Annotated in this window: 24 protein-coding genes and 1 tRNA gene; 24 read left to right on the plus strand and 1 reads right to left on the minus strand. The window is 40.3% G+C overall.

Going from position 1 to position 21762, the window contains the following annotated elements:
• The first annotated feature begins 19 nt into the window (after window positions 1–19).
• The 10 genes from RVY80_RS04095 to RVY80_RS04140 all read left to right on the plus strand — a co-directional run bounded on the left by RVY80_RS04095 (window position 20) and on the right by RVY80_RS04140 (window position 5994).
• Window positions 20–856: a hypothetical protein gene (locus RVY80_RS04095; RefSeq protein WP_295191226.1), complete on the plus strand. Its 837-nt coding sequence runs from the start codon at window positions 20–22 to the stop codon at window positions 854–856.
• Between the two features lie 207 nt (window positions 857–1063).
• Window positions 1064–1312 (plus strand): N-6 DNA methylase, encoded by a 249-nt coding sequence (locus RVY80_RS04100; protein WP_317329749.1) that lies wholly within the window; start codon window positions 1064–1066, stop codon window positions 1310–1312.
• On the plus strand, window positions 1264–1758 hold the full coding sequence (locus RVY80_RS04105) for an N-6 DNA methylase (RefSeq protein ID WP_317329750.1): 495 nt from the start codon (window positions 1264–1266) through the stop codon (window positions 1756–1758). Before RVY80_RS04100 ends, RVY80_RS04105 begins: the two co-directional genes overlap by 49 nt.
• On the plus strand, window positions 1743–2501 hold the full coding sequence (locus RVY80_RS04110) for a restriction endonuclease subunit S (protein WP_317329751.1): 759 nt from the start codon (window positions 1743–1745) through the stop codon (window positions 2499–2501). Before RVY80_RS04105 ends, RVY80_RS04110 begins: the two co-directional genes overlap by 16 nt.
• A gap of 14 nt (window positions 2502–2515) precedes the next feature.
• The gene (locus RVY80_RS04115; RefSeq protein WP_295191238.1) at window positions 2516–3166 is read left to right on the plus strand and encodes a CPCC family cysteine-rich protein; all 651 of its coding nucleotides are present in this window, start codon (window positions 2516–2518) and stop codon (window positions 3164–3166) included.
• A gap of 22 nt (window positions 3167–3188) precedes the next feature.
• Window positions 3189–3980, plus strand: coding sequence for a CPCC family cysteine-rich protein (locus RVY80_RS04120; protein ID WP_295192425.1), 792 nt, complete (start codon window positions 3189–3191; stop codon window positions 3978–3980).
• A complete protein-coding gene (locus RVY80_RS04125) occupies window positions 3970–4359 on the plus strand; it encodes a hypothetical protein (RefSeq protein WP_317329752.1) in 390 nt (129 codons plus the stop codon). Before RVY80_RS04120 ends, RVY80_RS04125 begins: the two co-directional genes overlap by 11 nt.
• 397 nt (window positions 4360–4756) lie before the next feature.
• Window positions 4757–5191: a Dps family protein gene (locus RVY80_RS04130; protein ID WP_295192429.1), complete on the plus strand. Its 435-nt coding sequence runs from the start codon at window positions 4757–4759 to the stop codon at window positions 5189–5191.
• A gap of 281 nt (window positions 5192–5472) precedes the next feature.
• Window positions 5473–5563: transfer RNA gene (locus tag RVY80_RS04135), tRNA-Ser, on the plus strand.
• A gap of 158 nt (window positions 5564–5721) precedes the next feature.
• A complete protein-coding gene (locus tag RVY80_RS04140; RefSeq protein WP_317329753.1) occupies window positions 5722–5994 on the plus strand; it encodes a Panacea domain-containing protein in 273 nt (90 codons plus the stop codon).
• A gap of 344 nt (window positions 5995–6338) precedes the next feature.
• Here the strand turns inward: RVY80_RS04140 and RVY80_RS04145 are convergent, their stop codons facing one another.
• On the minus strand, window positions 6339–6533 hold the full coding sequence (locus RVY80_RS04145) for a hypothetical protein (RefSeq protein ID WP_317329754.1): 195 nt from the start codon (window positions 6531–6533) through the stop codon (window positions 6339–6341).
• 365 nt (window positions 6534–6898) lie between these two features.
• On the opposite strand from RVY80_RS04145, the gene RVY80_RS04150 reads away from it, so the two are divergent.
• The 14 genes from RVY80_RS04150 to fusA all read left to right on the plus strand — a co-directional run bounded on the left by RVY80_RS04150 (window position 6899) and on the right by fusA (window position 21625).
• Window positions 6899–7648 (plus strand): hypothetical protein, encoded by a 750-nt coding sequence (locus RVY80_RS04150; protein WP_317329755.1) that lies wholly within the window; start codon window positions 6899–6901, stop codon window positions 7646–7648.
• Between the two features lie 118 nt (window positions 7649–7766).
• Window positions 7767–9026, plus strand: coding sequence for an Nramp family divalent metal transporter (locus tag RVY80_RS04155; protein WP_317329756.1), 1260 nt, complete (start codon window positions 7767–7769; stop codon window positions 9024–9026).
• 112 nt (window positions 9027–9138) lie between these two features.
• Entirely contained in the window at window positions 9139–9750 is a 612-nt protein-coding gene (locus tag RVY80_RS04160) for a hypothetical protein (protein ID WP_295191662.1), read from the plus strand.
• Entirely contained in the window at window positions 9728–10579 is an 852-nt protein-coding gene (locus tag RVY80_RS04165; RefSeq protein WP_295191660.1) for a YaaA family protein, read from the plus strand. Before RVY80_RS04160 ends, RVY80_RS04165 begins: the two co-directional genes overlap by 23 nt.
• Before the next feature lie 341 nt (window positions 10580–10920).
• Window positions 10921–12039: a [FeFe] hydrogenase H-cluster radical SAM maturase HydE gene (gene hydE / locus RVY80_RS04170; protein WP_310746317.1), complete on the plus strand. Its 1119-nt coding sequence runs from the start codon at window positions 10921–10923 to the stop codon at window positions 12037–12039.
• A gap of 70 nt (window positions 12040–12109) precedes the next feature.
• On the plus strand, window positions 12110–12448 hold the full coding sequence (locus RVY80_RS04175) for a hypothetical protein (protein WP_295192440.1): 339 nt from the start codon (window positions 12110–12112) through the stop codon (window positions 12446–12448).
• A 510-nt stretch (window positions 12449–12958) separates the two neighbouring features.
• A complete protein-coding gene (locus RVY80_RS04180; protein WP_317329757.1) occupies window positions 12959–13204 on the plus strand; it encodes a hypothetical protein in 246 nt (81 codons plus the stop codon).
• A 208-nt stretch (window positions 13205–13412) separates the two neighbouring features.
• Window positions 13413–13604: an autotransporter outer membrane beta-barrel domain-containing protein gene (locus tag RVY80_RS04185; protein ID WP_295189570.1), complete on the plus strand. Its 192-nt coding sequence runs from the start codon at window positions 13413–13415 to the stop codon at window positions 13602–13604.
• The gene (locus RVY80_RS04190; protein ID WP_295189652.1) at window positions 13550–13834 is read left to right on the plus strand and encodes an autotransporter outer membrane beta-barrel domain-containing protein; all 285 of its coding nucleotides are present in this window, start codon (window positions 13550–13552) and stop codon (window positions 13832–13834) included. The genes RVY80_RS04185 and RVY80_RS04190 overlap by 55 nt, the downstream gene beginning before the upstream one ends.
• A gap of 236 nt (window positions 13835–14070) precedes the next feature.
• Window positions 14071–15939 (plus strand): alkaline phosphatase, encoded by a 1869-nt coding sequence (locus RVY80_RS04195; RefSeq protein WP_317329758.1) that lies wholly within the window; start codon window positions 14071–14073, stop codon window positions 15937–15939.
• Between the two features lie 448 nt (window positions 15940–16387).
• Window positions 16388–16831 carry a hypothetical protein gene (locus tag RVY80_RS04200; protein WP_295189576.1) on the plus strand — a complete coding sequence of 148 codons (444 nt, stop codon included), beginning with the start codon at window positions 16388–16390 and terminating at the stop codon, window positions 16829–16831.
• 12 nt (window positions 16832–16843) lie between these two features.
• A complete protein-coding gene (locus RVY80_RS04205; protein ID WP_317329759.1) occupies window positions 16844–17527 on the plus strand; it encodes an ABC transporter ATP-binding protein in 684 nt (227 codons plus the stop codon).
• Complete coding sequence (locus RVY80_RS04210; protein WP_317329760.1) at window positions 17524–18939, plus strand: ABC transporter permease; 1416 nt, start codon at window positions 17524–17526, stop codon at window positions 18937–18939. The genes RVY80_RS04205 and RVY80_RS04210 overlap by 4 nt, the downstream gene beginning before the upstream one ends.
• Window positions 18940–19549: 610 nt before the next feature.
• The gene (gene fusA, locus RVY80_RS04215; protein ID WP_295192456.1) at window positions 19550–21625 is read left to right on the plus strand and encodes an elongation factor G; all 2076 of its coding nucleotides are present in this window, start codon (window positions 19550–19552) and stop codon (window positions 21623–21625) included.
• The last annotated feature ends 137 nt before the right edge of the window (window positions 21626–21762 follow it).

Consider the following 21762-nt stretch of genomic DNA (forward strand, 5'->3'; position numbering starts at 1 on the left):
GACGAATCGAGGTGAAAGAATGTTTATTGATACTCACTCAAAAGAAAGCATGGAAAAAACACTGTGTGATTTATTGAATGTTACAGAAGATGAACTATATGTAATCATATCTGAAATTGGCAGTAGAGCTGGTGATGATTATGATATATGGAAAAGTGGAATTCGAGACTTTATAAATCAACACAGACCCAGTAGCTTACCTGATGAGATTTTGTTGTTTCATTTGGCACGAAGGCTTCAGGGCACGGAAGATGATGTTATTGCTCGAAATCTCTTGGATTTGCTAACTACAGAAAACGCTTTCAGTAAAGTGCTAAAAGAGCATAAGGTTGAGTTTTATAAAGAGGACGGTCATATTGAGACTATCTACAACGGAAAAAATGTGGACTGGGAAAAGTGCTGGAATGGTAATTCGAGTTATATGAAGTCTCGCCTTGGATATTTTAAAGGAAGAGAAGATCATTGTTTTAATGGGTTTGCGTTTAAGGATTTATTATATAAGAATAGCTATGCGAGAAATCTTTCTGGTGTTCCGGAGTTTATAGGACAGTTGATTGAATGCCTTGGATGCAGAGAATTGGGGCACTTTTTCATGGAACACAGCGCATACTATTGCTATGAATATAAAATACCAATAGACAGAGTAATGTTTGATGACCATGATTCGTACTCAACTGGAATGAAGCAGAAATATCTGATTGAATGTGTCATTGAGCGCTTGCGTGATTACCGGTATAGCAATCCACGCTATATGTATGACCATGAAAATCCAGTTCTAAGGTTAGCAGATGATGACATACTCCCGGCTTCATATTTCGTGTCCAAAGAAATAATCACGGGAGATATGCTTAGGTGAACTAATAGCACCTTTTAATTTTGCTTCACTTTTTAATTTTACCTATTCTGACCGAGAGGAGACCCTGCAAAGATGGTATCAACAGCAAGAATGGCCCGTTCCAGAACACCAAATTTCAGGTGCGGAACAGGCCGAAAAAACTATCGAAATACTGGGAATGCCTTGTTTACAGGGCCTTTTTACTACATAAATTCTTGTATCAAAAACGTGGTCTTGATAGATCCGGCTTGTGGTACGGCGGGTTTCCTCGTGTCTGCCTCTGAATATGTGCGTTCCCATTATGAAAGCACCATGACCGATGCTCAATGGAATCATTTCAGCAGCACCATGTTCTCTGGTTTTGATACGGACCCAACAATGCTCCGTATCTCTGCGATGAATGTGCTTGTATCGTTCCAGACGGTGTATTGTTTGGTAGCCATAAAGCCTATAAAGCCGTCCGCAAAGAATTGGTAGAAAACCAACAATTGCGTGCTGTTATTTCCATGCCATCTGGCGTATTTAAACCATATGCAGGCGTGTCTACGGGTATCTTGATATTCACAAGAACCGATGCTGGCGGTACGGATAAGGTATGGTTCTATGACATGAAAGCTGATGGATTTAGCCTGGATGATAAACGTAATCCTATCGAAGCAAACGATATTCCAGATATTTTAGAACGCTTTGCTAATTTAGATGCGGAAGAAACTAGAGAACGAACAGAACAAAGCTTCCTAGTACCAAAAGAAGAAATCGTAGACAATGACTACGATTTGTTTTTGAATAAGTATAAGAAGATTGAATATGTGCCTGTAGAATATCCGCCGACTAGTGAGCTTTTGGCGGAGTTGAAAACAATAGAAGAAAAAATTTCTGTTGAACTACTTGAATTGGAGAAGTTGCTATGTGGAAAAAATTAGGAGAATTATTTGACTTACAGATGGGTAAAACTCCGTCTCGTGATAATTCCTTATATTGGCATGGCAATAATAAGTGGGTTAGTATAGCAGATTTATCCAAGAGCGGGAAATTTATATCTGAAACGAAGGAAACAATTTCAGATTTAGGAGTTACTGAATCAGGAATAAAAAAGGTTGATAAAGATACCGTTATTATGAGTTTTAAGTTGTCTGTCGGAAAGTCAGCAATTACAGCAGATGATATGTATACAAATGAAGCTATAATGGCTTTTAATGATAAAAACATTCTGCCTATTGATAAGGAATGGCTCTATTATTATCTTTCTAATTTTGATTGGTCTAAAACTGGAAATAAGGCAGTTAAAGGCATTACCTTAAATAAGGCGATACTGAAAGATATTTCGATTAATGTTCCAGATTTATCTGAGCAAAGAAAAATTGTAGCTAGACTGACGCGCTTAGATAGGCTTTATGATTACTTTTGTCAGCAGATAGTAAATTTGGATCAGTTAGTTAAATCTGAATTTATCAACGATGCAGCATTGAATAGTAATCAAATTGCCTTTGTAGATAAAATCGTAAACCATCTCGTTACGAATGGTACGATAGATGTGCAGGCATTACAATATCCACCATTTGATAAACCTGTTTCAATCGTTAGATTATTTAACCCTGACCAAATTAAACGCCTCGGCAGTGTTATGGCTACAATCTCCCATAATGCAGAACGACCAACGGCATAAGTTCCAAACGAGGTGTGGCATTATGCTACACCTCGTTTGCACCATATGAAGAATATTTTTCAGAGGCTAAAATGATAGCTGAATGGCTTGAAAATCAGGACGATGACGTAACAGTAGATGCTCTTGGTAATGCAATGTGGAAAGTTTGTTGTGAGATGTTTGGTCAAATCTTTCCTAAAAAAGACTTTTTGATTTCTGCCGGTAATCTTTTAGGGACAGATGATAGAGTTAGATGTCCTGTATGTAGAAAATATTATTTTGACAACACTGCTGATTTTGGAATTTGTCTAATATGTGGATGGGAAAATGATCTACTCCAATATGAAGACTACAGTTATGACGGTGGTGCTAATGAGTTAAATGTAAATGAATCAGTTTTAGAATATTTCTTAGGTAATCATGATAAAACTAAGCATTTATTAAGAACTCCATATTGGAAGTTTCAAATTAAGATTACTCGTAAAGACTATGTAAGAAAACTCGTAGATATCTATATTCGGTATTTCTTAGGAAAAACCGATATTAATCCAGACGATAAGAGTGTAGATGAGGCACTCATGGAGGACTATCTTTTTGAGTTTGAAAAATATACCTTTAAATATATTTATGATGGGATTTATAGTGAGTATGATATAGAGCAGGGTTACACTGACTATGAAAAATAACTAATGGATTTTAGGAGGTCCTATGAAAGCCATCTCGGTCCAAGAGATTAGACAAATTATAACTGAATTAGATCCGATGGGTTCCATAGGTTTCCCTAATTTTGCGCCATATAGTGAATACTTTGTTGAGGCGGATCAAGTTGCTGAGTGGCTTGTGCTAGAGGGCGGTGTTGTTACTGTCGATGCATTGGGTGATGCAATTTGGAAAATCTTCTGTGAAAGCTTCGGCCGCATTTTCCCTAAAGAGGAATTTGTTATATGTGCGGGTCAAATCCTCGGTGTGGACAATCGTGTAAAATGTCCTGTGTGCAAAAAACATTACTTTCAAAATTATGACGATTACCAAATATGTCCTATTTGTCATTGGGAAAATGATGGATTACAAAGTTCCTATTATAACTATAGTTTTGGTGCCAATGATTTGAGTGTGAATGAAGCAACTGTTCGGTATACGATACACTTAAATGTTGCGGTCAAACAACTCGAATTGGATTATTGGAATCAGTATAGCGCGGCTAGTGACGTAATATGGGCTGAGTTAGAGCAGTTCCCAGACCAGAGTGTGTCCGAGTGTGATTCGTACTATGATAAAATTGATGAGCTGCGTGGTACATATATTAAACATATATTGGCGTTGTATATCCGATACTTCGTTGATGAGGAGATGGAAACATCAGATGATCTGCTTGAACAGTATGCTTACAAGATTAAAAACTATACGATGAAAGCTCTATATGAAGGCGTTCCAGGGTATTATGATCGAACTCCTACATTATATGAAGATGATAGCGATGGTGACGACGATGACAAATGAAATTAAATCGGCTACAAGCGTAGTAACAACAAATGAAAGCACAACTGTTGACAATAAAAATTATGATGAACTTATCCGCGAGTTTCATCGTTTCTGGGATGTGTTCCCTGGTATTGCTCGTTTAATTACAAAAAATCATCGGATTTTGGCATCTAATTCCATCGCAGCAGAGAAGGGGTTCGTAGAAGGGGCGATTTGTGCGCAAGTGGGGACCGGCCCTAATGCCCATCGTAAGTGCAAGCTGAACAAAATGTTTGCTGACAAAGTAGGCTATACAGATCGTGTGCTAGGTGATCGTGTTCGCGGTTGGGTACCTGTAGAGGGCTATGATGATGTCTGTGTTCATTTTACGGTGATGATTCCTGAGTCCGAAGACTAGAGGTAAAACTGAAACAAATACTAATACTAATACTAATACTAATACTAATACTAATACATACTGTGTTGATCTAACTTTAAATAGATACAATTAATTGGTTAAAATGTATAATTGAGAATATACTGAGAGTATAAAAATATCTGATTTTGAAAGTAAAAATAGCTGTATATAGATAAAAAATAACGACTGAATGTAATGGTGAGTGGCCATTATATCCAGTCGTTTTCTGTATTTTAGGGACTTTCATAAAAATAAATCGAAAAATATCGAAATTAAATGTTGACAAGAAGAATGATTATTGATACAATATACACATAAACAATAACGATTACAAATTAGTAACCATTATTATAGAAATTATAGATTAGAAAAAGTTTTCAAAATGGAGGAAACAATCATGAAAAACATCGAATTAGTAAACAAATATTTAGCAAACCTTTCTGTATGGAACGTAAAATTACATAACTTGCATTTCAACGTGGTAGGTCCACAATTCAAATCCATTCACGAATATTTGGAATCCGTATATGACGAAGCATTTGAATATTACGATGCAGTAGCAGAAGCAGTTAAAATGCGCGGTCAATTCCCAGTCGTTAACGTATCCGAATACCTAAAAATCTCCAACATTGAAGAATTAGGTGCTGAAAGCATTCGCCAAGAAAAAGCAGTAGAAATCTTGTTGAGCGACATTAAATTGATGCGCGACATCGCTGTAGAACTTCGTGCAGGCGCTGATGAAGAAGGCGACTTTGGTTTCGTAAGCTTGTTAGAAGATCAAATCGCTTACTACGTAAAACAAATTTGGTTCATCGAATCCATGTTGGCGTAATTGCTGTTATCGGTGGCGATACACCGTTGATCGAATACAATAGATGGCTGCATGTGTAGCTAAGAATTCGTGTTATAGTAGCACACAAACACCCCTGGTGAGTCCGAAATGCTTGCCAGGGTTTGTTTTTACCCTAATATAGCAGATTAATGAATTGTGTATCTGAACTCGATATGAGGTGGGGGTGGAATTTAGTTTTACAAGTTGCGGATTGTAAAATCCCTGTATGAAAGTGATTGACATACTTCGATTTAATATGATATATTATTTCAGTAAGGCGCGGAGGATTACTCAAGAGGCTGAAGAGGACGGTTTGCTAAATCGTTAGGGCGGGTTACCGTCGCTAGGGTTCGAATCCCTAATCCTCCGCCATACAATTTCATAGAAAATAGGAACTCCTGTATGGGAGTTATTTTTTTTGCCTATTTTGAGATTTTAGTGCGTAATATTTATGACAAAAAGTATATTTACTTTTGGTGGGAATTTGGTTATTATGAATTAAATACTAGATGTGTGAAAGGAGTGATATTGTGGAAAATATTCTTAATATAGCTAAATATATTTTAGATGAATATAAAAAAATATCGGGAACTCCAATTGATGAGATGAAATTACATAAGCTTTTATATTTCACTCAGAGGGAAAGTTTGGCTATCACGGGCGAAGCTATGTTTGTAGAAACTTTTGAGGGCTGGAAATTTGGTCCTGTTAGCAGGCTTGTAAGAGATCATTTTGATGGCGATGATATATCCGTATCTGATATGTATTACGATGAGTTTGAGGATGCAGAGGAGCTGGTATGATAGGAATGTTTTGTGTGGCAACGTTTCCTTATTATGATACTAGTACTGGACGAAATAAATTTAAAAAGAGACCGATGATTATTTTAGGACAAGCAGATAGTTTTGATTATGTAACCTACAAAAGATAGAGGATTTTCAAAAGAAAATTATTGATCATGGATTAGAGTAATATAATAAATAGCATAAAGGGCAGCGATAAAATGATATATCTTCATTCCGTCGCTGCCCTTTTGGGTGACTAAATCACAAGGTCACAAATGTATGGCGGGTAAACCGCTAAGTATATAGTTTAATATCTAGAGACATGGCTTTATTTAGTTGCAATACATACGTTTCAATTTATATTAGTAAGAGGAGAAGTAGTCCGCAGAGTACTTCTCCTCCACAACGTCGTGCAGGAGGGCGGTGGCTTTTTCCTCTGGGCTCGTGAGCAAGGATGCCACAAATTTAGGGTGCTCGATATACTGGGCACCACCTTTATCGAGCTGATTGGCATGAGCTTTCGTAGCGATTTGCAGGGCTAAATTGACGATATCCATAATACCTCCATTTAACTTAGAAATTACTATGTATGATTTTATTGTAATTTTGGGATTTATAATAATCAAATATATTTTTTTGATAATGGTGAAAGTCCAATAATTAACTTGTTTAGCGGAGCGGTTTCAGCATCATAAATTTATAGAATGAGATAGCTATATTGGTTTACGAAAAATATCGATATTTGTAGTATAATAGGGGTAGCATAGTATACGGCAATGTATCATCTTGTGTTCGTAGAGCCTGTAACATCCTGTGCTCATACAGTATGTAACATCTTGTGCTGGTACAGCATGCATCATCTTGTGTTCATACATAAATGATAGTATTGTAATATATATGTAATCATTAGGAGGATTGAAATATGATCTTAAAAAAATGGATGCCTCAAACAATAAAACGAGCTTTCACCATTATGGGTATTTGTTTAGTGGCTGGTGTGACAACAGGTCAAGCCGCACATAATCCAAATGAAGTGATTTCACCTGATCACGAGACCTACAAAGCGTTAGCGTTATTGGTAAAACATGGTGCGATTACGGATACGAAAGGTATCGAATTAGGGGACAAATCCTATACTGTTCGTCAGATGACACCGCTCATTAATGATGTGGTACAACGTCGTGAACAGATGAACGATAATGATAGACAATCAGCATTGAAAATGTACCGCGATTATATGGATGAAATCCGCGATTACAATGTCATGTTAGATAAACAAGAAAAAGCAGAAAAATTAGCAAAGATTCGAGCAGAGCAAGATGCGAAAAATGCCAAGAAGGGTAATGCTGCTAGCAAAACTTTGAAAGTAGCAGATCCAACGGCGGTGCCATTGATTCAGGGCCAAGGTATGGCGAATGCTCCGCAATCTAACACTAATTCTGCGAATGTAGATGAAGACACAGAGGAACAAGGTATTGATTTCTCTGATTTAGAGCAACCTAAGGAAAAGGCGTTAACGGATGAGCAAATCAAAAAGAAAATGGACAAGTTCGCCGTTGATGATTCTCGCGTGAAAGTGAGTGGCGATGTCCGCATTCGTTACTCTGGCCAAGAGGGCAAATCCAGTAAGGCTGATGCTCGGGCGCGCACAGAGGTAGCCATCAAGTTATAGGCTGTATTCTTGAATACGTGGTGCCATTACAATAGCGCATAAGCGGATTATTGGATCGGCAGTCCCAAAAACTTGAATTTCTTAGGTACTTCTCTTACATAAAAAGGGGGCCCCGGGAGTGGTTGATTTTATAAAAAAGCAGTTGCTAACCGTCCATCAAAACGGTAAGCAACATGTTAGTGAAGTTTTTAAATTCATAGGTCCTGGCATTATAGTTACGGTGGGCTTTATTGATCCAGGTAACTGGGCGGCTAATTTGGCGGCTGGTGCCAGTTATGGCTATGAATTATTATGGGTTGTCACATTGTCGACGATTATGTTGATTTTGTTACAACACAATGTGGCCCATTTGGGCATTGTTCGCGGGCAATGTTTGTCGGAATGTGCGTACGAGTTTTTGCCTCGATGGCTGTCTCGTTTCGTATTGAGTACGGCAGGGATTGCGGCGGCCGCAACGGCGTTGGCTGAATTTATTGGCGCCGCCATTGCGTTAAAAATGTTATTTGGCATACCTCTCGTGATAGGCAGTATTTTGACCGCCGTCATTTGCTCGGTGATGCTCATTACGAATTCCTATCAGAAATTGGAACGCATCATTGCTGGCTTTGTATCGCTCATTGCATTGGCCTATGTTATCGAAGTGAACATGGTTAATGTGGATTGGGCGGCTGCAGGTATTGGTTGGGTGAATCCATCGATACCAAACGAGTCTATGCTCGTTATCTTGAGCATTCTTGGCGCCGTTATTATGCCGCACAATTTGTTCTTGCACTCTGAAATCATTCAGAGCCGCCAGTTCAATACACAAGATCCAGAAATTATGCAACGCCAATTGCGTTATGAGTTTTTGGATACGTTGCTATCCATGGGGATTGGCTGGATGATCAACTCCGCCATGATTATCCTCGCAGCCGCTGTATTTTATGCACATGGCGTAGGTGTTACGGAACTTGAACAGGCTGAGGAACTGTTGAAACCGCTCATCGGTCCTGCAGCAGGCACGATCTTTGCGTTGGCATTGCTCTTTGCAGGCTTTGCATCATCTGCTACGGCGGGAATGGCTGGGGCTAGTATTTTTGCCGGCATGTGGGGCGAGTCCTACGACATGAAGGACTTTCACAGTCGCTTGGGATTGTTTTTGACCTACGTACCAGCGTTGGGATTGATTCTGTTCGTTACGGACTCATTCCAAGCGCTCTTAGTGTCGCAAATGTTCTTGAGCCTACAATTGCCAATTACCATATTCTTGCAATTATTCATGACTAGCAGCCGTCGCGTTATGGGGCAGTACACGAACCGGACGTTCACAAATATCATTTTGTGGGGCATCGGCATCGTCGTAACGGGCATGAATATTTATTTGTTAATGGCTAGTTAATTTTGGAACTTTCACCAGGAATCAGTTATGAATCCTTGTTATGGTGAAAGCCCCTATTTCTGTGTTACAATAATTATATTGTAATCGTACGTGCAAATTATAGGAGGTCTTCATGGCTGACGTGAAAGAAAACCAAGATTTTGATACAACTGTAAAATCTGATTTTGAAGAGGTAGTGCAAGATATCGGCGAGGAATTAGTGGCTCGTTTGACAATGGATCCTGATGAAACAATCATTGACATGTTCCAAACTGGTTCTTTGGACCCATGGCAATTGTTTGTATTCTACGGCGCTCTTGAAAAAGCATTATTGCAATATCGCACGGATAAACGCAAAAAAACTGTTATCGTTCATGTGCAACCTGAGGAACTTGTGGGCATTGGCCGCACTGTGACCCCATTGAGCACATTGCTTGAGCACATTTTAATGGCTCGCGTTGAGGATATGGGCGAAGGTCGTTTGGACATCGGCGAAATGACGTACTCTGGTGAAAGCATCGACTACGCTGGCGTTACTTTGAAAGGTCGCCATGTCGTATTAATCTGCGACGTAGTGGACATTGAGTCTGAATATTTACGTGAATGCATCAATTTATGTAAGGACATGAAAGCATCTCATGTTGTGGCAGTTCCATTGATGCTTTGGAATCCTGATTTGATCGACAACTTGGATGAAGAAGAAATTGCAAAGGCCTTAAAAAATGAAAATCGTCCTCTCTCCTAGTAAAACTAAAACCCTTTCTGGCACTGCCAGCAAAGGGTTTTTTCAACAAAAAATATCCGATGCCCTCGTGGCACATATGGCAGCATTACCCATCCCTGTGTTGATGAAAGCATTGAAACTAGATGAAACAAAGGCGCAGACGTTACATGAATTTTATGTGGCGTATCCAACAGTAGAGCAAGGTTGTGCCGTCGAGAGTTATGACGGCATCGCCTTTAAATATCTCAATTGGTCGATGTTATCTGATGAGGCCAAACAATTTGGCAATGACCATTTAGCGATTATGTCAGGCCTTTATGGTGTCGTAGAACCGACGAGTCCTATGACGAATTACCGATTAGATGTGGCAGACAAAATATTTAAAGATATACCACTGGATTCGGATATGGTACAGGCCTTAGAGGCGTTTTCGGATGCATCAGCAGTTAATGCAAGTGAAGCAACGTCTAATACTAGTGCAACAAAAACAAAATCTACAACAGGTAAAATTAAATCCACCTCAGCTCTATACGAATTATGGCAAACCTCTATGGATAACTATTTCAACGGAGAGGACTGGATTTTAAATTTAGCTTCCAAGGAATATGCTAAAATGATTTCTCATCCTATTATGGTGACCGTAGAATTCTGGGAAAATAAATCGGGTACATGGAAACAATTGAGCACCTCCTCTAAAATCATGCGAGGGACGATGGCGCGTTATTGTTTAGAACATCAAGTACAAACGGTGGAGGCATTGCCGGATCAATTAGGAGATTTCCACAGGGTCACAGAGGTTGTGGGGATTACAGTTCCAATGGAATCGATGACCATCCGTTATGAATTGTAATAATAGTATATAGTGCTATCGTTTTCCGCCACCAAGTATGATACGAATACAGTGGGGAATTACTAATATGCCACGGTTGGCGGAAATCGTACGTGTATATGCTAAATTCGCAAGGGGATCAGAACTAATAGATAGAGAAAAATCGTTGTATACTCGCTCAAAATGCGGTATGCTAAAGTTATAGGGGTATGTTTTTAGTAGGAATTTAAAAACTTAGTTTTTCCACATTTACAATAGTAAACTCGACAGAGTTTGATTGGTGATGGGCGAGAACTGAGGAGCTACTGATTTCGTACTTTCACAAATTAACAAAGTATAGGTATACATAGATAGGACATACAATGACAGTACAAGAAATTTTGAAAAAGGATTTGGTCGGCAATGACTGGCTCACAGAGGATGAACTCAGGTTCCTCATGTCTGTGACGGATCAGGCCGAGCTAGATTTGATTTACAAAAAGGCCTACGAGGTAAAGGCGAAATATGTGCAGCCTATTGCCTATTATCGTGGTCTCATAGAGTTTTCTAATCGTTGCATCAAGAACTGCAATTATTGTGGTATTCGTCGAGAGAATGACAAGACAGAACGTTTTGACATGGCCCGCGAAGATATCATTAAAATGGCGCAATGGGCGTACGATCATGAGTACGGTTCCATTACATTGCAGTCTGGCGAACGCTGCGATGATGCGTTTGTAGACTATGTGGTGGATTTGATTCGTGATATCAAGGCCATTGGCGATGGTTCCTTGGGGATTACTATGTGCGTAGGCGAGCAATCTGAAGATGCGTACCGCCGCATGGTTGAGGCCGGTGCTAGCCGTTATTTGCTTCGCATTGAAACGACAAATCCAGAGCTATACCAAAAAATTCATCCTAATGATGCATTGCATTCCTTTGAAACGCGCGTCAATTGCTTGAAAACATTACGCAAAGTAGGTTTCCAAGTCGGCACTGGTGTTATGATTGGTTTGCCTGGTCAAACGGAAGAAGATTTGGTGAACGATATTTTATTCTATCGTGACATGGATATCGACATGATTGGCATGGGGCCATATGTGGTACATCATGATACGCCATTAGGCCAAGAGGCGTTAGCCATGGGCCTTGATGACGAAGCAGGCAAATTACGCCGTATTCAATTAGGTCTTAAAATGATTGCCCTTACTCGTTTGTTCCTCAAGGACGTTAACGTAGCGGCTACGACGGCGTTACAAGCATTAGATAAATTAGGCCGTGAAAAAGGTCTGGCTGCAGGTGCTAATATCTTGATGCCTATCATTACGATTCCTGAGCATCGCGCTAAATACTTGCTGTATGATAACAAACCTTGCGTGGATGATAATGCCGATAAATGTAAGGATTGCCTCACACGCCGCGTCATGTCCATCGGTGACACCGTGGGCTGGAAACAAAATGGCGACTCGAAACATTATGGAAAACGGACGGGACTATTCTAGTTGCTGTAAATTTTCATGGATTTTACTACGGTTTTATGACATGGAATCGTTGTTTTAATAGGATGAGATTATGGATATCATACATGGTGTTGTCGTACCAATTATATATATTGTCATATGTATCGGGTGTCTTTGGTATTTCATGAAACCTCGGTTAACGATTTCTAGTGAAAGCATGCCAAACCTGAGTCAACGTTTGATTCGCGATGCGGTGATTGGCATCGTAGTACCTATGATCTTTGCCATCTATCTCATGTTTGTATCCGCCGATGTGTGGATAGATCAGTATGGACTCTCGGTATATGAAACCTTAGCCATTATTTTGGTGCCCTTCTTCCTCGTGGGGTGGCGGGCTAAATCCATTTTGATGGGATATATGATGGAACTGACGAAATATCAGAAACAATAAGTTGTGCAAAGCGTATGTAAAACATACAATACGTAGCGCAAAATGAATGTGAAAATATAATACATAGCGAGTTAGAAAGACTGTTGTTAACTCGTATACATAAAATATCTGTTGGAATTACAATACATTCTGGCAGATATTTTTTTGTATGTGCATTTGGGGTAGATGTATTTTGTTGGTAGTTTTGGGCACAGCAGTTCTTTTGGTATAACAAGGTATTCATTTGGGGATAGAAATCCATAGTTGCAAAAAACGAAAGAATGAAAATAAAACAGGAATGAAAATAAAACAGAATAATTAAATAATTAATATAAATATTATAATGTGAAAAATGGCATATCTACTGAATTAAATATGACTAGTAGAGACAATTGACATATACAATAGAGCATTAGAAATAATAGAGATAATAGAGATAGTACGGCTATAGGAATAATAAAGATAGTAATGCTATAGCAATAATAAAGATATAAGTATATGGTGATGTGTTTGATTTTGGGGAAGGTACAGATGAAACGGACATTAATGATAAAAGCCCTTGTGCTGAGTGCCTTGGGAACCATGCCGCTACAAGTGTTAGCGGCGGAGCATACGATTATAACTGGTACAGAGTTTGATACTGTACTAGCGGCAACAACGCATACGGCGAGTTTGACATCAACTGGTATTACAGCTGTGGAAGGAAATATTATTAGCAACAATACAGTGACTGCTAATGGTACGCTCCATGGCGGTGGCATGGTGGGGGTCTCGTAGGGGGCTATGCTAGCTCAGTGAGCAATACGGTGGCAGATGCATGGGTACGTATTGGCTCCATGACAAATAATATTTTTGCTAATAATACGTTCACAGGTACTACCGTATACGGTGGAATTGGTGAAATACACCACTGATTCTGATGCGGTCACAACGATGAGTTCCCAATTGGGTGAGCTCACCGTGAACGGCAATTGGAATGGGAATAATGGGACCGTACTATGATCAAGCCAAGGATGAAAGCGGTTATTACTTGGACGCGTGGATTACTGGCAATAATTTCAAATCATCCGTATCTGGTCAAGATATAGCAGAGACGAATTACAACCTATCCGGTGTAGTCGTATCTGTGGAGTTAGGGCTAGATACACCACTGCGTATTCGTCCACCCGCCCTGTAAATCAACCATATGCCGAGCTGAATTGGTATTATAACTTCAACGATTATGAAATGTCCTTCGATGGTGAAAGCCTCGCCATTGACGGCGCAAAAAATATCTTTGAGTTGAAGGTGGGCTATGAAAAACAAGTTGGCAATAGCGTACAACTTTGGGGCAATGTCTTTGGCGGTTGGGGCTCAAATGGATATAAATCCTATGGCTTCACGGCAGGGGCAAAGTATAGCTTCTAATTACATAGAACGATAAAAACAGTCATGCTAGAAATAGTGTGGCTGTTTTTGGCTGTGTATATTAGGAAAACTTTCACAAGCATAAGTGTTTTCTGAGTTTGTAGCCCTTTACAATTCCATGACAATTAATTACCTACTATTTACAGTGAATTGGCGCGTATTTTGCTATACTCCAAGTATAGAGAAACGTATACACGTATAGAGATTCGTATACATATTATTGTAGGAGGTTATGTATGTCTCAGAAGTCAACTTGGAAAAAATCCATGATGTTAGCCTTGGTAGGCGCTAGTTTATTCGGCGTGGCAACAGTATCTACAGTAGATGCTGCTACTGTTAGCAGTAACCCTGCTATCGATACTAAATCAGAATTCCACAATGGTGGTTCCGCATTGGGTGCTCACGCAGAGGACGTTAAAAAAATTACAGTGCTACCAATCGATCGCGCTAAATTCTGGAAAGGCCAAAATTTTGACTTTGAAGTAGAAGTAAAAGGTAATGTAAATGATGTTGCCGTTACTATTGATGGCGTTGATGCTCAAAAATACTTCAATAAAGAAGCTACATTAACACAACACACTGGTTATGCATCTTATCGCATCGACCAAGTTAACTTTGACACTGTAGGCGCTAAAAAAATCGTAGTGAACGCTAATGGTGCAGATGGTGCGAGCCGTCGTTCCGTAAACTACAATGTAGTAGAGGAAAAAGCTCAAAAAACAGCTAAGAACGTTATCTTGTTCGTAGGCGATGGCATGAGCATGCAAGCGAAAGAAGTCGCTCGTATCCTTTCCAAAGGCATTACAGAAGGTAAATATAACGATTTACTTTCCATGGAACAAATGCCAAACATGGCATTGATTACAACATCTGGTTATGATTCCATCGTAACAGACTCTGCAAACAGTGCTTCTGCTTACAACACAGGCCATAAGGCCGTTGTTAATGCAATGGGTTCTTATGCGAACAGCACAAAAGATGCTTTCGATGATCCTAAAGTAGAAACCTTTGCTGAAATCGTGAGCCGTACAAAAGGCATGTCCTACGGTATGGTTTCCACTGCAGCGGTTACAGATGCTACACCAGCAGCGTTGACAGCACATACTCGCCGTCGTGGTGAACAAGCGGCTATCGCTTATGATGCATTCCATCGTGACAACCCACCAGCAGTTGTGTTGGGCGGTGGTTTACAATTCTTCTTACCATTAGATGCAGCAGGTTCTAAACGTAAAGACAGTGTTAACCTTGTAAAAGAATACCAAGATGCAGGTTACCAATTCGCTACAACTGCAACTGAGCTTAATGCATTGAGCACAGATAAACCAATGCTTGGCTTGTTCACAATGAACCATATGAACGTATATATGGATCGCGCATTCTTACCTAAGAATCCAAAAGTCTTGAAAAACTTCCAAGATCAACCAGGTCTTGTAGAAATGACTAAAAAAGCTATCGACGTATTGGATAATAATCCTAACGGCTTCTTCTTGATGAGTGAAGGCGGTTCCGTAGATAAACAATTACATACTATGGACTGGCAACGTGCAGCCTATGATGCTATCGAGTTAGACCAAGCAGTTGACTATGCTCGTAAATACTCCAAAGCTCATGGCGACAACACATTAATCATCGTAGTAGCTGACCATGCACATGGTATTAGTATCACTGGTACTTACTCTGAAAACGAAGGCAAAGTAGGTCGTGAAGCAGTTCGTGTATATGGTGATGCAGGCTGGCCTACATTCGTGGATGCGAACAAAGATGGCTTCCCAGATAATCCAGATGCAGATGTAACATTGGCTGTTCAATATGCAAATGCTCCAGATCACTATGAAAACTATCGTTTCCAACAAACACCAACAGATCCTGCTCTAGTAGAAGGCAACGGTAAAGTTATTGCGAACCCTAAACGTGCCCCTCAAGGCGCTCGCCTAGTAGAAGGTAACTTGCCAACGATGACTGGCGAAACTAGTGAAGTTCACTCTGCTGACGATGTAGTGTTAATGGCAGAAGGCCCTGGTTCTGAATACTTCCGCGGTGTAATGGATAACACTGAAGTGTTCTATGGCATGATGCGTGCCCTTGGCGTAAAAATTAAAAAATAATCTTTAGAACAAATAAGTACAGTGAATGCGATTTGCCAAGGTGCTAGGCAATCCCTCACGGATAGGTAAGCCTCGCTTTGGTAAACGCTGAACTGGTACTTTCACAATCTAAAAACTAGGTATAACACGTACATCTGACGCGATTAGGCCACAGGATTTAGATTGATATACAAAAATTCAATATGTGATAGCATTGTTGCTGGCTGTAGTAACTGAGAATGGGTCGAATATGATACGGATTAGGGTGTTGGCTAACGGTAATCATTAGAACTCAATATGGTACTAACAGGCCCAGCAATATTGTTATTTTTAGGACTAGACTCGGTGATAGCAGTGTGAGGCTGTTAGCCGTTAAATTTTACAAGTGGATGCTCAGAATCACTCGGTGATCGATGGGCGATGGAATACGTATTGTTTTAATGCGCAGGACATTACAACAGGAAGGCAGATGACAATTATGTTAAAGTGGGTTCGAATTATTATGTGTGCATTGGTATTGCAAATTGCGGCAGTGTCCTTGGCACAAGCAACTTGGTTATCCTATGATGAAATGTATAGTGGGGCAGGGGCCAATGGATTAGTAATGTCTAGTACTGTTACCAATCTAAATGGTTCTGAAGTTACTATGTCTGGATATATGGCGCCACCATTGAAGCCAAGCATTAATTTCTTTGTTCTCACTGAATACCCAATGGCAGTATGTCCATTCTGCAGTACAGATGCGGATTGGCCAGAAAATATTGTCGTTGTATACCTTGATGAACCTGTAACAGCATTGCCATATGATGCACCAATTACTGTAACCGGCACATTGAGTGTAGGTAGTTCTATTGATGCGGAAACTGGTTTTGTGAGCCTTGTTCGCATTAACGCTTATGATATTAGCCAATAATAGGGTGATATTATGATTACGATTCAAGGACTTGAAAAACGATACAAGGATGGGGACCAAGAAATTGTGGCCCTTCATTTGCCATACGCCGAATTTGACCGTGGCACCCAATGGGCTGTGGTTGGCCCTAGTGGGTCTGGTAAATCTACATTGTTGCATTGTTTAGCCGGGATTATCCGTGCTGACGGGGGACAAATTAAAACAGGTGAGGGCATCCTCACCGATTTTGACGAGGACGCATTACAATCTTGGCGTAGTATCGAAATTGGCTATATTTTCCAGGATTTTAATCTCATTGATGCGCTGACGGTGAAAGAAAATATTGAGCTTGGTGCTTATTTATCCTTAGGGCATTATGTATCTGGCTATAATAAAACAGAACAATTCCAAGAACGTTTACAACATCTCTTGGAAACCATGGATATTGTGAATTTGCTCAACAAGAGACCATCTGCCTTGAGCCGTGGTGAACAACAACGTGTGGCGGTGGCTCGCGCCTTAATCAAGGAACCATCCTTGGTGCTAGCTGACGAACCAACGGCCAGTCTTGATGAGGAAAATAGCCGTCGTGTAATGGATTTACTGACGTCCTATTGCAAACAATCGAATGCAACCTTATTAGTGGCGACGCACGATCCATTAACGAAATCCTATTGCTCTAACGTAATTACACTGACAAAAGGAGGCCACGCATGATTTTAAAACTCGGATGGCGACTCATTTGTCATAAACCATTACAATCTATATTCCTTGTGGTCCTCATGGCCCTCTCTGTGGCACTGTCTGTGCTCGTATTCTCTCTCGGTCAAGGCATCCATCAAGGTCTCGTGCGTGCTACTGAACCATTCAGTCTCCTTGTAGGGGCCAAGGGCAGTAGTAATCAGCTCGTATTAAATAGTGTATTCCTTCAAGACCAACCAATCGGCAATATTCCTTACACAGAGGTGGACAAACTACGCGCCAATACAAAAATGGTGAAAGCTGCGGTACCTCTCGCGTTCGGTGATAATTATGCGGGCTACCGCATCGTCGGTACTGAATCTGCTATCTTTGATGTGAAAGCTAGCCAAACTATGCCAGAATGGCTTCGCGTTGTAGAAGGTCGCAAATTTGAAAAACCTTTTGAAGTTGTTATTGGTCGCGATGTAGCCAAACAAGCTAATTTACAAATTGGTTCCAAATTCCACTCCATTCACGGCGTGAGCGCTAAAGGCAAAGCCCATGACCATCAAGATTACACAGTAGTTGGTATTCTTGATGATGTAGGCGGTCCTTATAATCAGGCTATTCTAACAGATATTGAAAGTATCTGGCTTGCCCATGAAACAGCGCATACAAAATCTACTAAAGAAACAGTACCAGGGGTTGATAAACCTGTAGAAAACGTGGCCAGTAAGACTGAACCAGCTCGCTTAGAGGTGGCAGAGGACGATGATGATCATGATCACGACGGACATGACCACGATGCAACAAATGCAGGTACTGGTAATACGAATGTAGCTGAATCTACAGTACAACAAGCAACAGCAGTTCAAGGTAATGCACAAGTCGTTCCAAGTAATCCTAAAACTGTTGGTCGTGCAGTAACAGCTGTCATGGTTGAACCGGTAGGCTATGCACAAGCCATGCAATTAATGATGCAATTCCAACGCTCTAAAGAGGCACAACTCGTATTCCCAGCCCAAGTTATCGTGCAATTATTTGCCATGATGGGGCAGGGCGAAAAAATGTGGCTTCCTGTGGGCGGGTTGCTAATCTTGATTTCCCTGCTAGTTATGATGACTAGTTCCTATCTATCCAGCCTTGGTCGCTTGCGTGAACAAGCTATTATGGTAGCGATGGGCGCTTCTAAATCCTTCTTGATGAAAGTATCCATCTGTAGCCAAGCGTATTTGGTAGTAGGCGGTGCGTTTATTGGTTGGGCCATCGGTGCTGCTTGTTATGCTGGCATCGCTAGCATGTTACAACATTCCATGGCTATCTCCATGGGTAGTGTATGGCAATGGCAACCAGCAGTGATTGCGGCAGTGGCTGCAGTCATTGGTCTGTTGGCATCTATTGTGCCAGCAGTGTTATTGCAACGCAAATCATTGGCACAGTATTTCTAAGAAAATTTTCTACACTTCACTAAAAAAGTGCGGTAGCGTTATGAATAAAACTATTTATAACGCTACCGCACTTGATTTTATTACACTAGATTTTTTCTGAAAACTAAAGTGTCTCGGATAGTATTATTGTACATATCATTTTTTACTACTGTGCACTTCTTTTACAAGCCTTTTTAGTAATACCTTTAACCCATTTTAACCAAGGCAATAGTTCAGAAATAAGATTGCTCTATGGCACTGAAAAAATTATCTATATACTTTACACTAGCTTTTATAAGTATAATTCGATCACAAACTATTTCCGATGGTAATACATTCATAACAACTAGTTCCTTCCTTGTAAGATGAAAGTCTCATTAAAGTCACTGCATATTTTTTTATTATGACACTCAGACACTCAAAATCCTCTATGTCTAATTTAATGATAGATATAATGTAGTGTTGTATTTTTTTAGCGATATATTAGCGGATTATATTACTTTTTGTAAATTTTCGGTATTTTCATAAAAACGATATGCGAAAAAAGCATAATTATCATGCAGGAGTTACAAGGTCGAATGTAGAAATACTATATCAAGAAGCCAAAATTACAAACAAGGAGGCGATTCCGATGAAAGAGTATAGTAGTGATGTAATAAGGAACGTGGCAGTCGTATCCCATGATGGGGCGGGCAAGACAGCTCTTGTGGAATCTTTGCTATTGACCTCTGGTGAGGTTGATTCTGTAGGTCGTGGTCAAGATAATAAACATATTATGGACTTCGAGCCAGAGGAAATTAAACGCAACGTAACTATCCAATTGGGTATGGCACCATGTGAATGGAAAGATCATAAGGTTAATTTTGTTGATACTCCTGGTTATTCAGAATTTCATGGCGAAGTTCGTGCAGCACTCCGAGCATGCGATGGGATGTTAATGGTATTATCCGCTACATCTGGTGTAGAGTCTGACACAGTTCGTGCATGGGATTACGCAGAAGAATTACAAATGCCAAAAATGGCATTTATCAATAAAATGGATGTGGATGGAGCCGATTTCTTCGGTTCACTTGAAAGAATGCGTGAGTTATTTGGTAAATCTATTATGCCTCTCCAAATTCCAATTGGTGAAGGTGCATCCTTTGAAGGCGTTGTAGATGTAGCTAAAATGACTGCGTATACTTACAAAGACGGCCAACCAACAGAAGTGGCTGTACCAGCTCAACTTATCGAAAAGGCCCAAGAAATCCGTGAAATGACGGTAGAGGCTGCGGCTGAAGGTAGCGACGAACTGTTGGAAAAATATTTAAATGGTGAAGAATTAACATTGGAAGAAATTCGACAAGGCTTGCGCGAAGGGATGCTCACTGGCCGTATTTGCCCAATCATGTGTGGTAGTGCCACATCTCAAATTGGGCTCGATCAGGTATTGGATCGAATGATTCGCTATATGCCAGATGCGACGAAAAAGGTCATGACTGCTACTGATGCAGATTCTGGCGAACAACGGGCGGTACATGTAGATAAACCGCTTACAGCCTTCGTATTCAAGACGCTGTTAGATCCATTTGCAGGTAAACAGAGCTTTGTTCGTATTTTCTCTGGGGAATTGAAGGAGGGTGATAAACTCTTCAATGTGAACCAAGGTGTAGAGGAAAAATGGAGCAAGATGGTTACCCTTATAGGGAAACAACAAAAACCAATCACTGTTGCAAAAGCTGGTGATATCGTTGTAATTCCTAAATTGGCTAACGCAAAAACTGGTGACACCTTTGCAACCTCTGAGTTCAAGGTGAAATTTGATCCAATTCGTTTCCCTCAACCTTTGTATACAGTAGCGATGGAACCTACTAAAAAAGGTGAAGAGGAAAAATTGGCTGCAGCGGTACTCAAAGTAGCTGAAGAAGACCCAACTTGTGTAGTAGTGAAGGATTCCGAAGGCCGTCAATTACAGGTTAACTGTATGGGCGAAGTTCATTTGGAACACATACTCAATAAAATGGAACGTAAATATGGCGTCCAAGCTAAACTAGTGAAACCGTATATCCCATACCGTGAAACTATCCGTGGATCTGCAGAGACAGAATCTAAATACAAAAAACAAAGTGGTGGTCACGGACAATATGGACATGTAAAAATTCAAGTGGATCCTTTATATGATGGAGAGGATTTCCAATTTGTAGACAAAATTTTTGGCGGTGCTGTACCTCGCCAATACATTCCAGCCGTGGAAAAAGGTGCCAAAGAAACCTTAGATAAAGGCTTGATTGCAGGTTACCCTATGATTGGAGTTCAAGTAACTCTACTTGATGGTTCTTACCATTCTGTAGATTCCTCTGAACTTGCTTTCAAAGTGGCAACGGCACAGGCTATGAAAGATGTGATTCCAAAGGCGAAACCAGTACTATTAGAACCGATTTACGACGTTAACGTATATGCACCTGACGCATTTATGGGCGAAGTAATGGGTGATCTCAATAGTAGACGAGGTCGTGTACTTGGAATGGAACAAAGTGAACGTGCTGGTATTTCCGTGGTAAAAGCACAAGTGCCATTAGTAGAAATTGCTGATTATGTGACTGCATTACGTTCAATTACGCAAGGTCAAGGCGTATTTAATCGTGAATTCTCCGGATACGAAGAAGTGCCACATAAAGAAGCCGAAGAAATTATGGCAGCTTTCAAAAAAGCACAATCGGAGGCCTAATGGAAACCAGAGCTGTACTGTCGTGCAGGCTGAGGGGATATTAGGGAATCCAATGTAATGGAGATTACAATTTAATATGATACATAACAAATGCCCCCTTATTTAGTCGAGCGGCGACTGAATAAGGGGGCTTGTTG

It is taken from the genome of Veillonella absiana, from assembly GCF_032970865.1.
Taxonomy (GTDB): Bacteria; Bacillota; Negativicutes; order Veillonellales; family Veillonellaceae; genus Veillonella; species Veillonella absiana.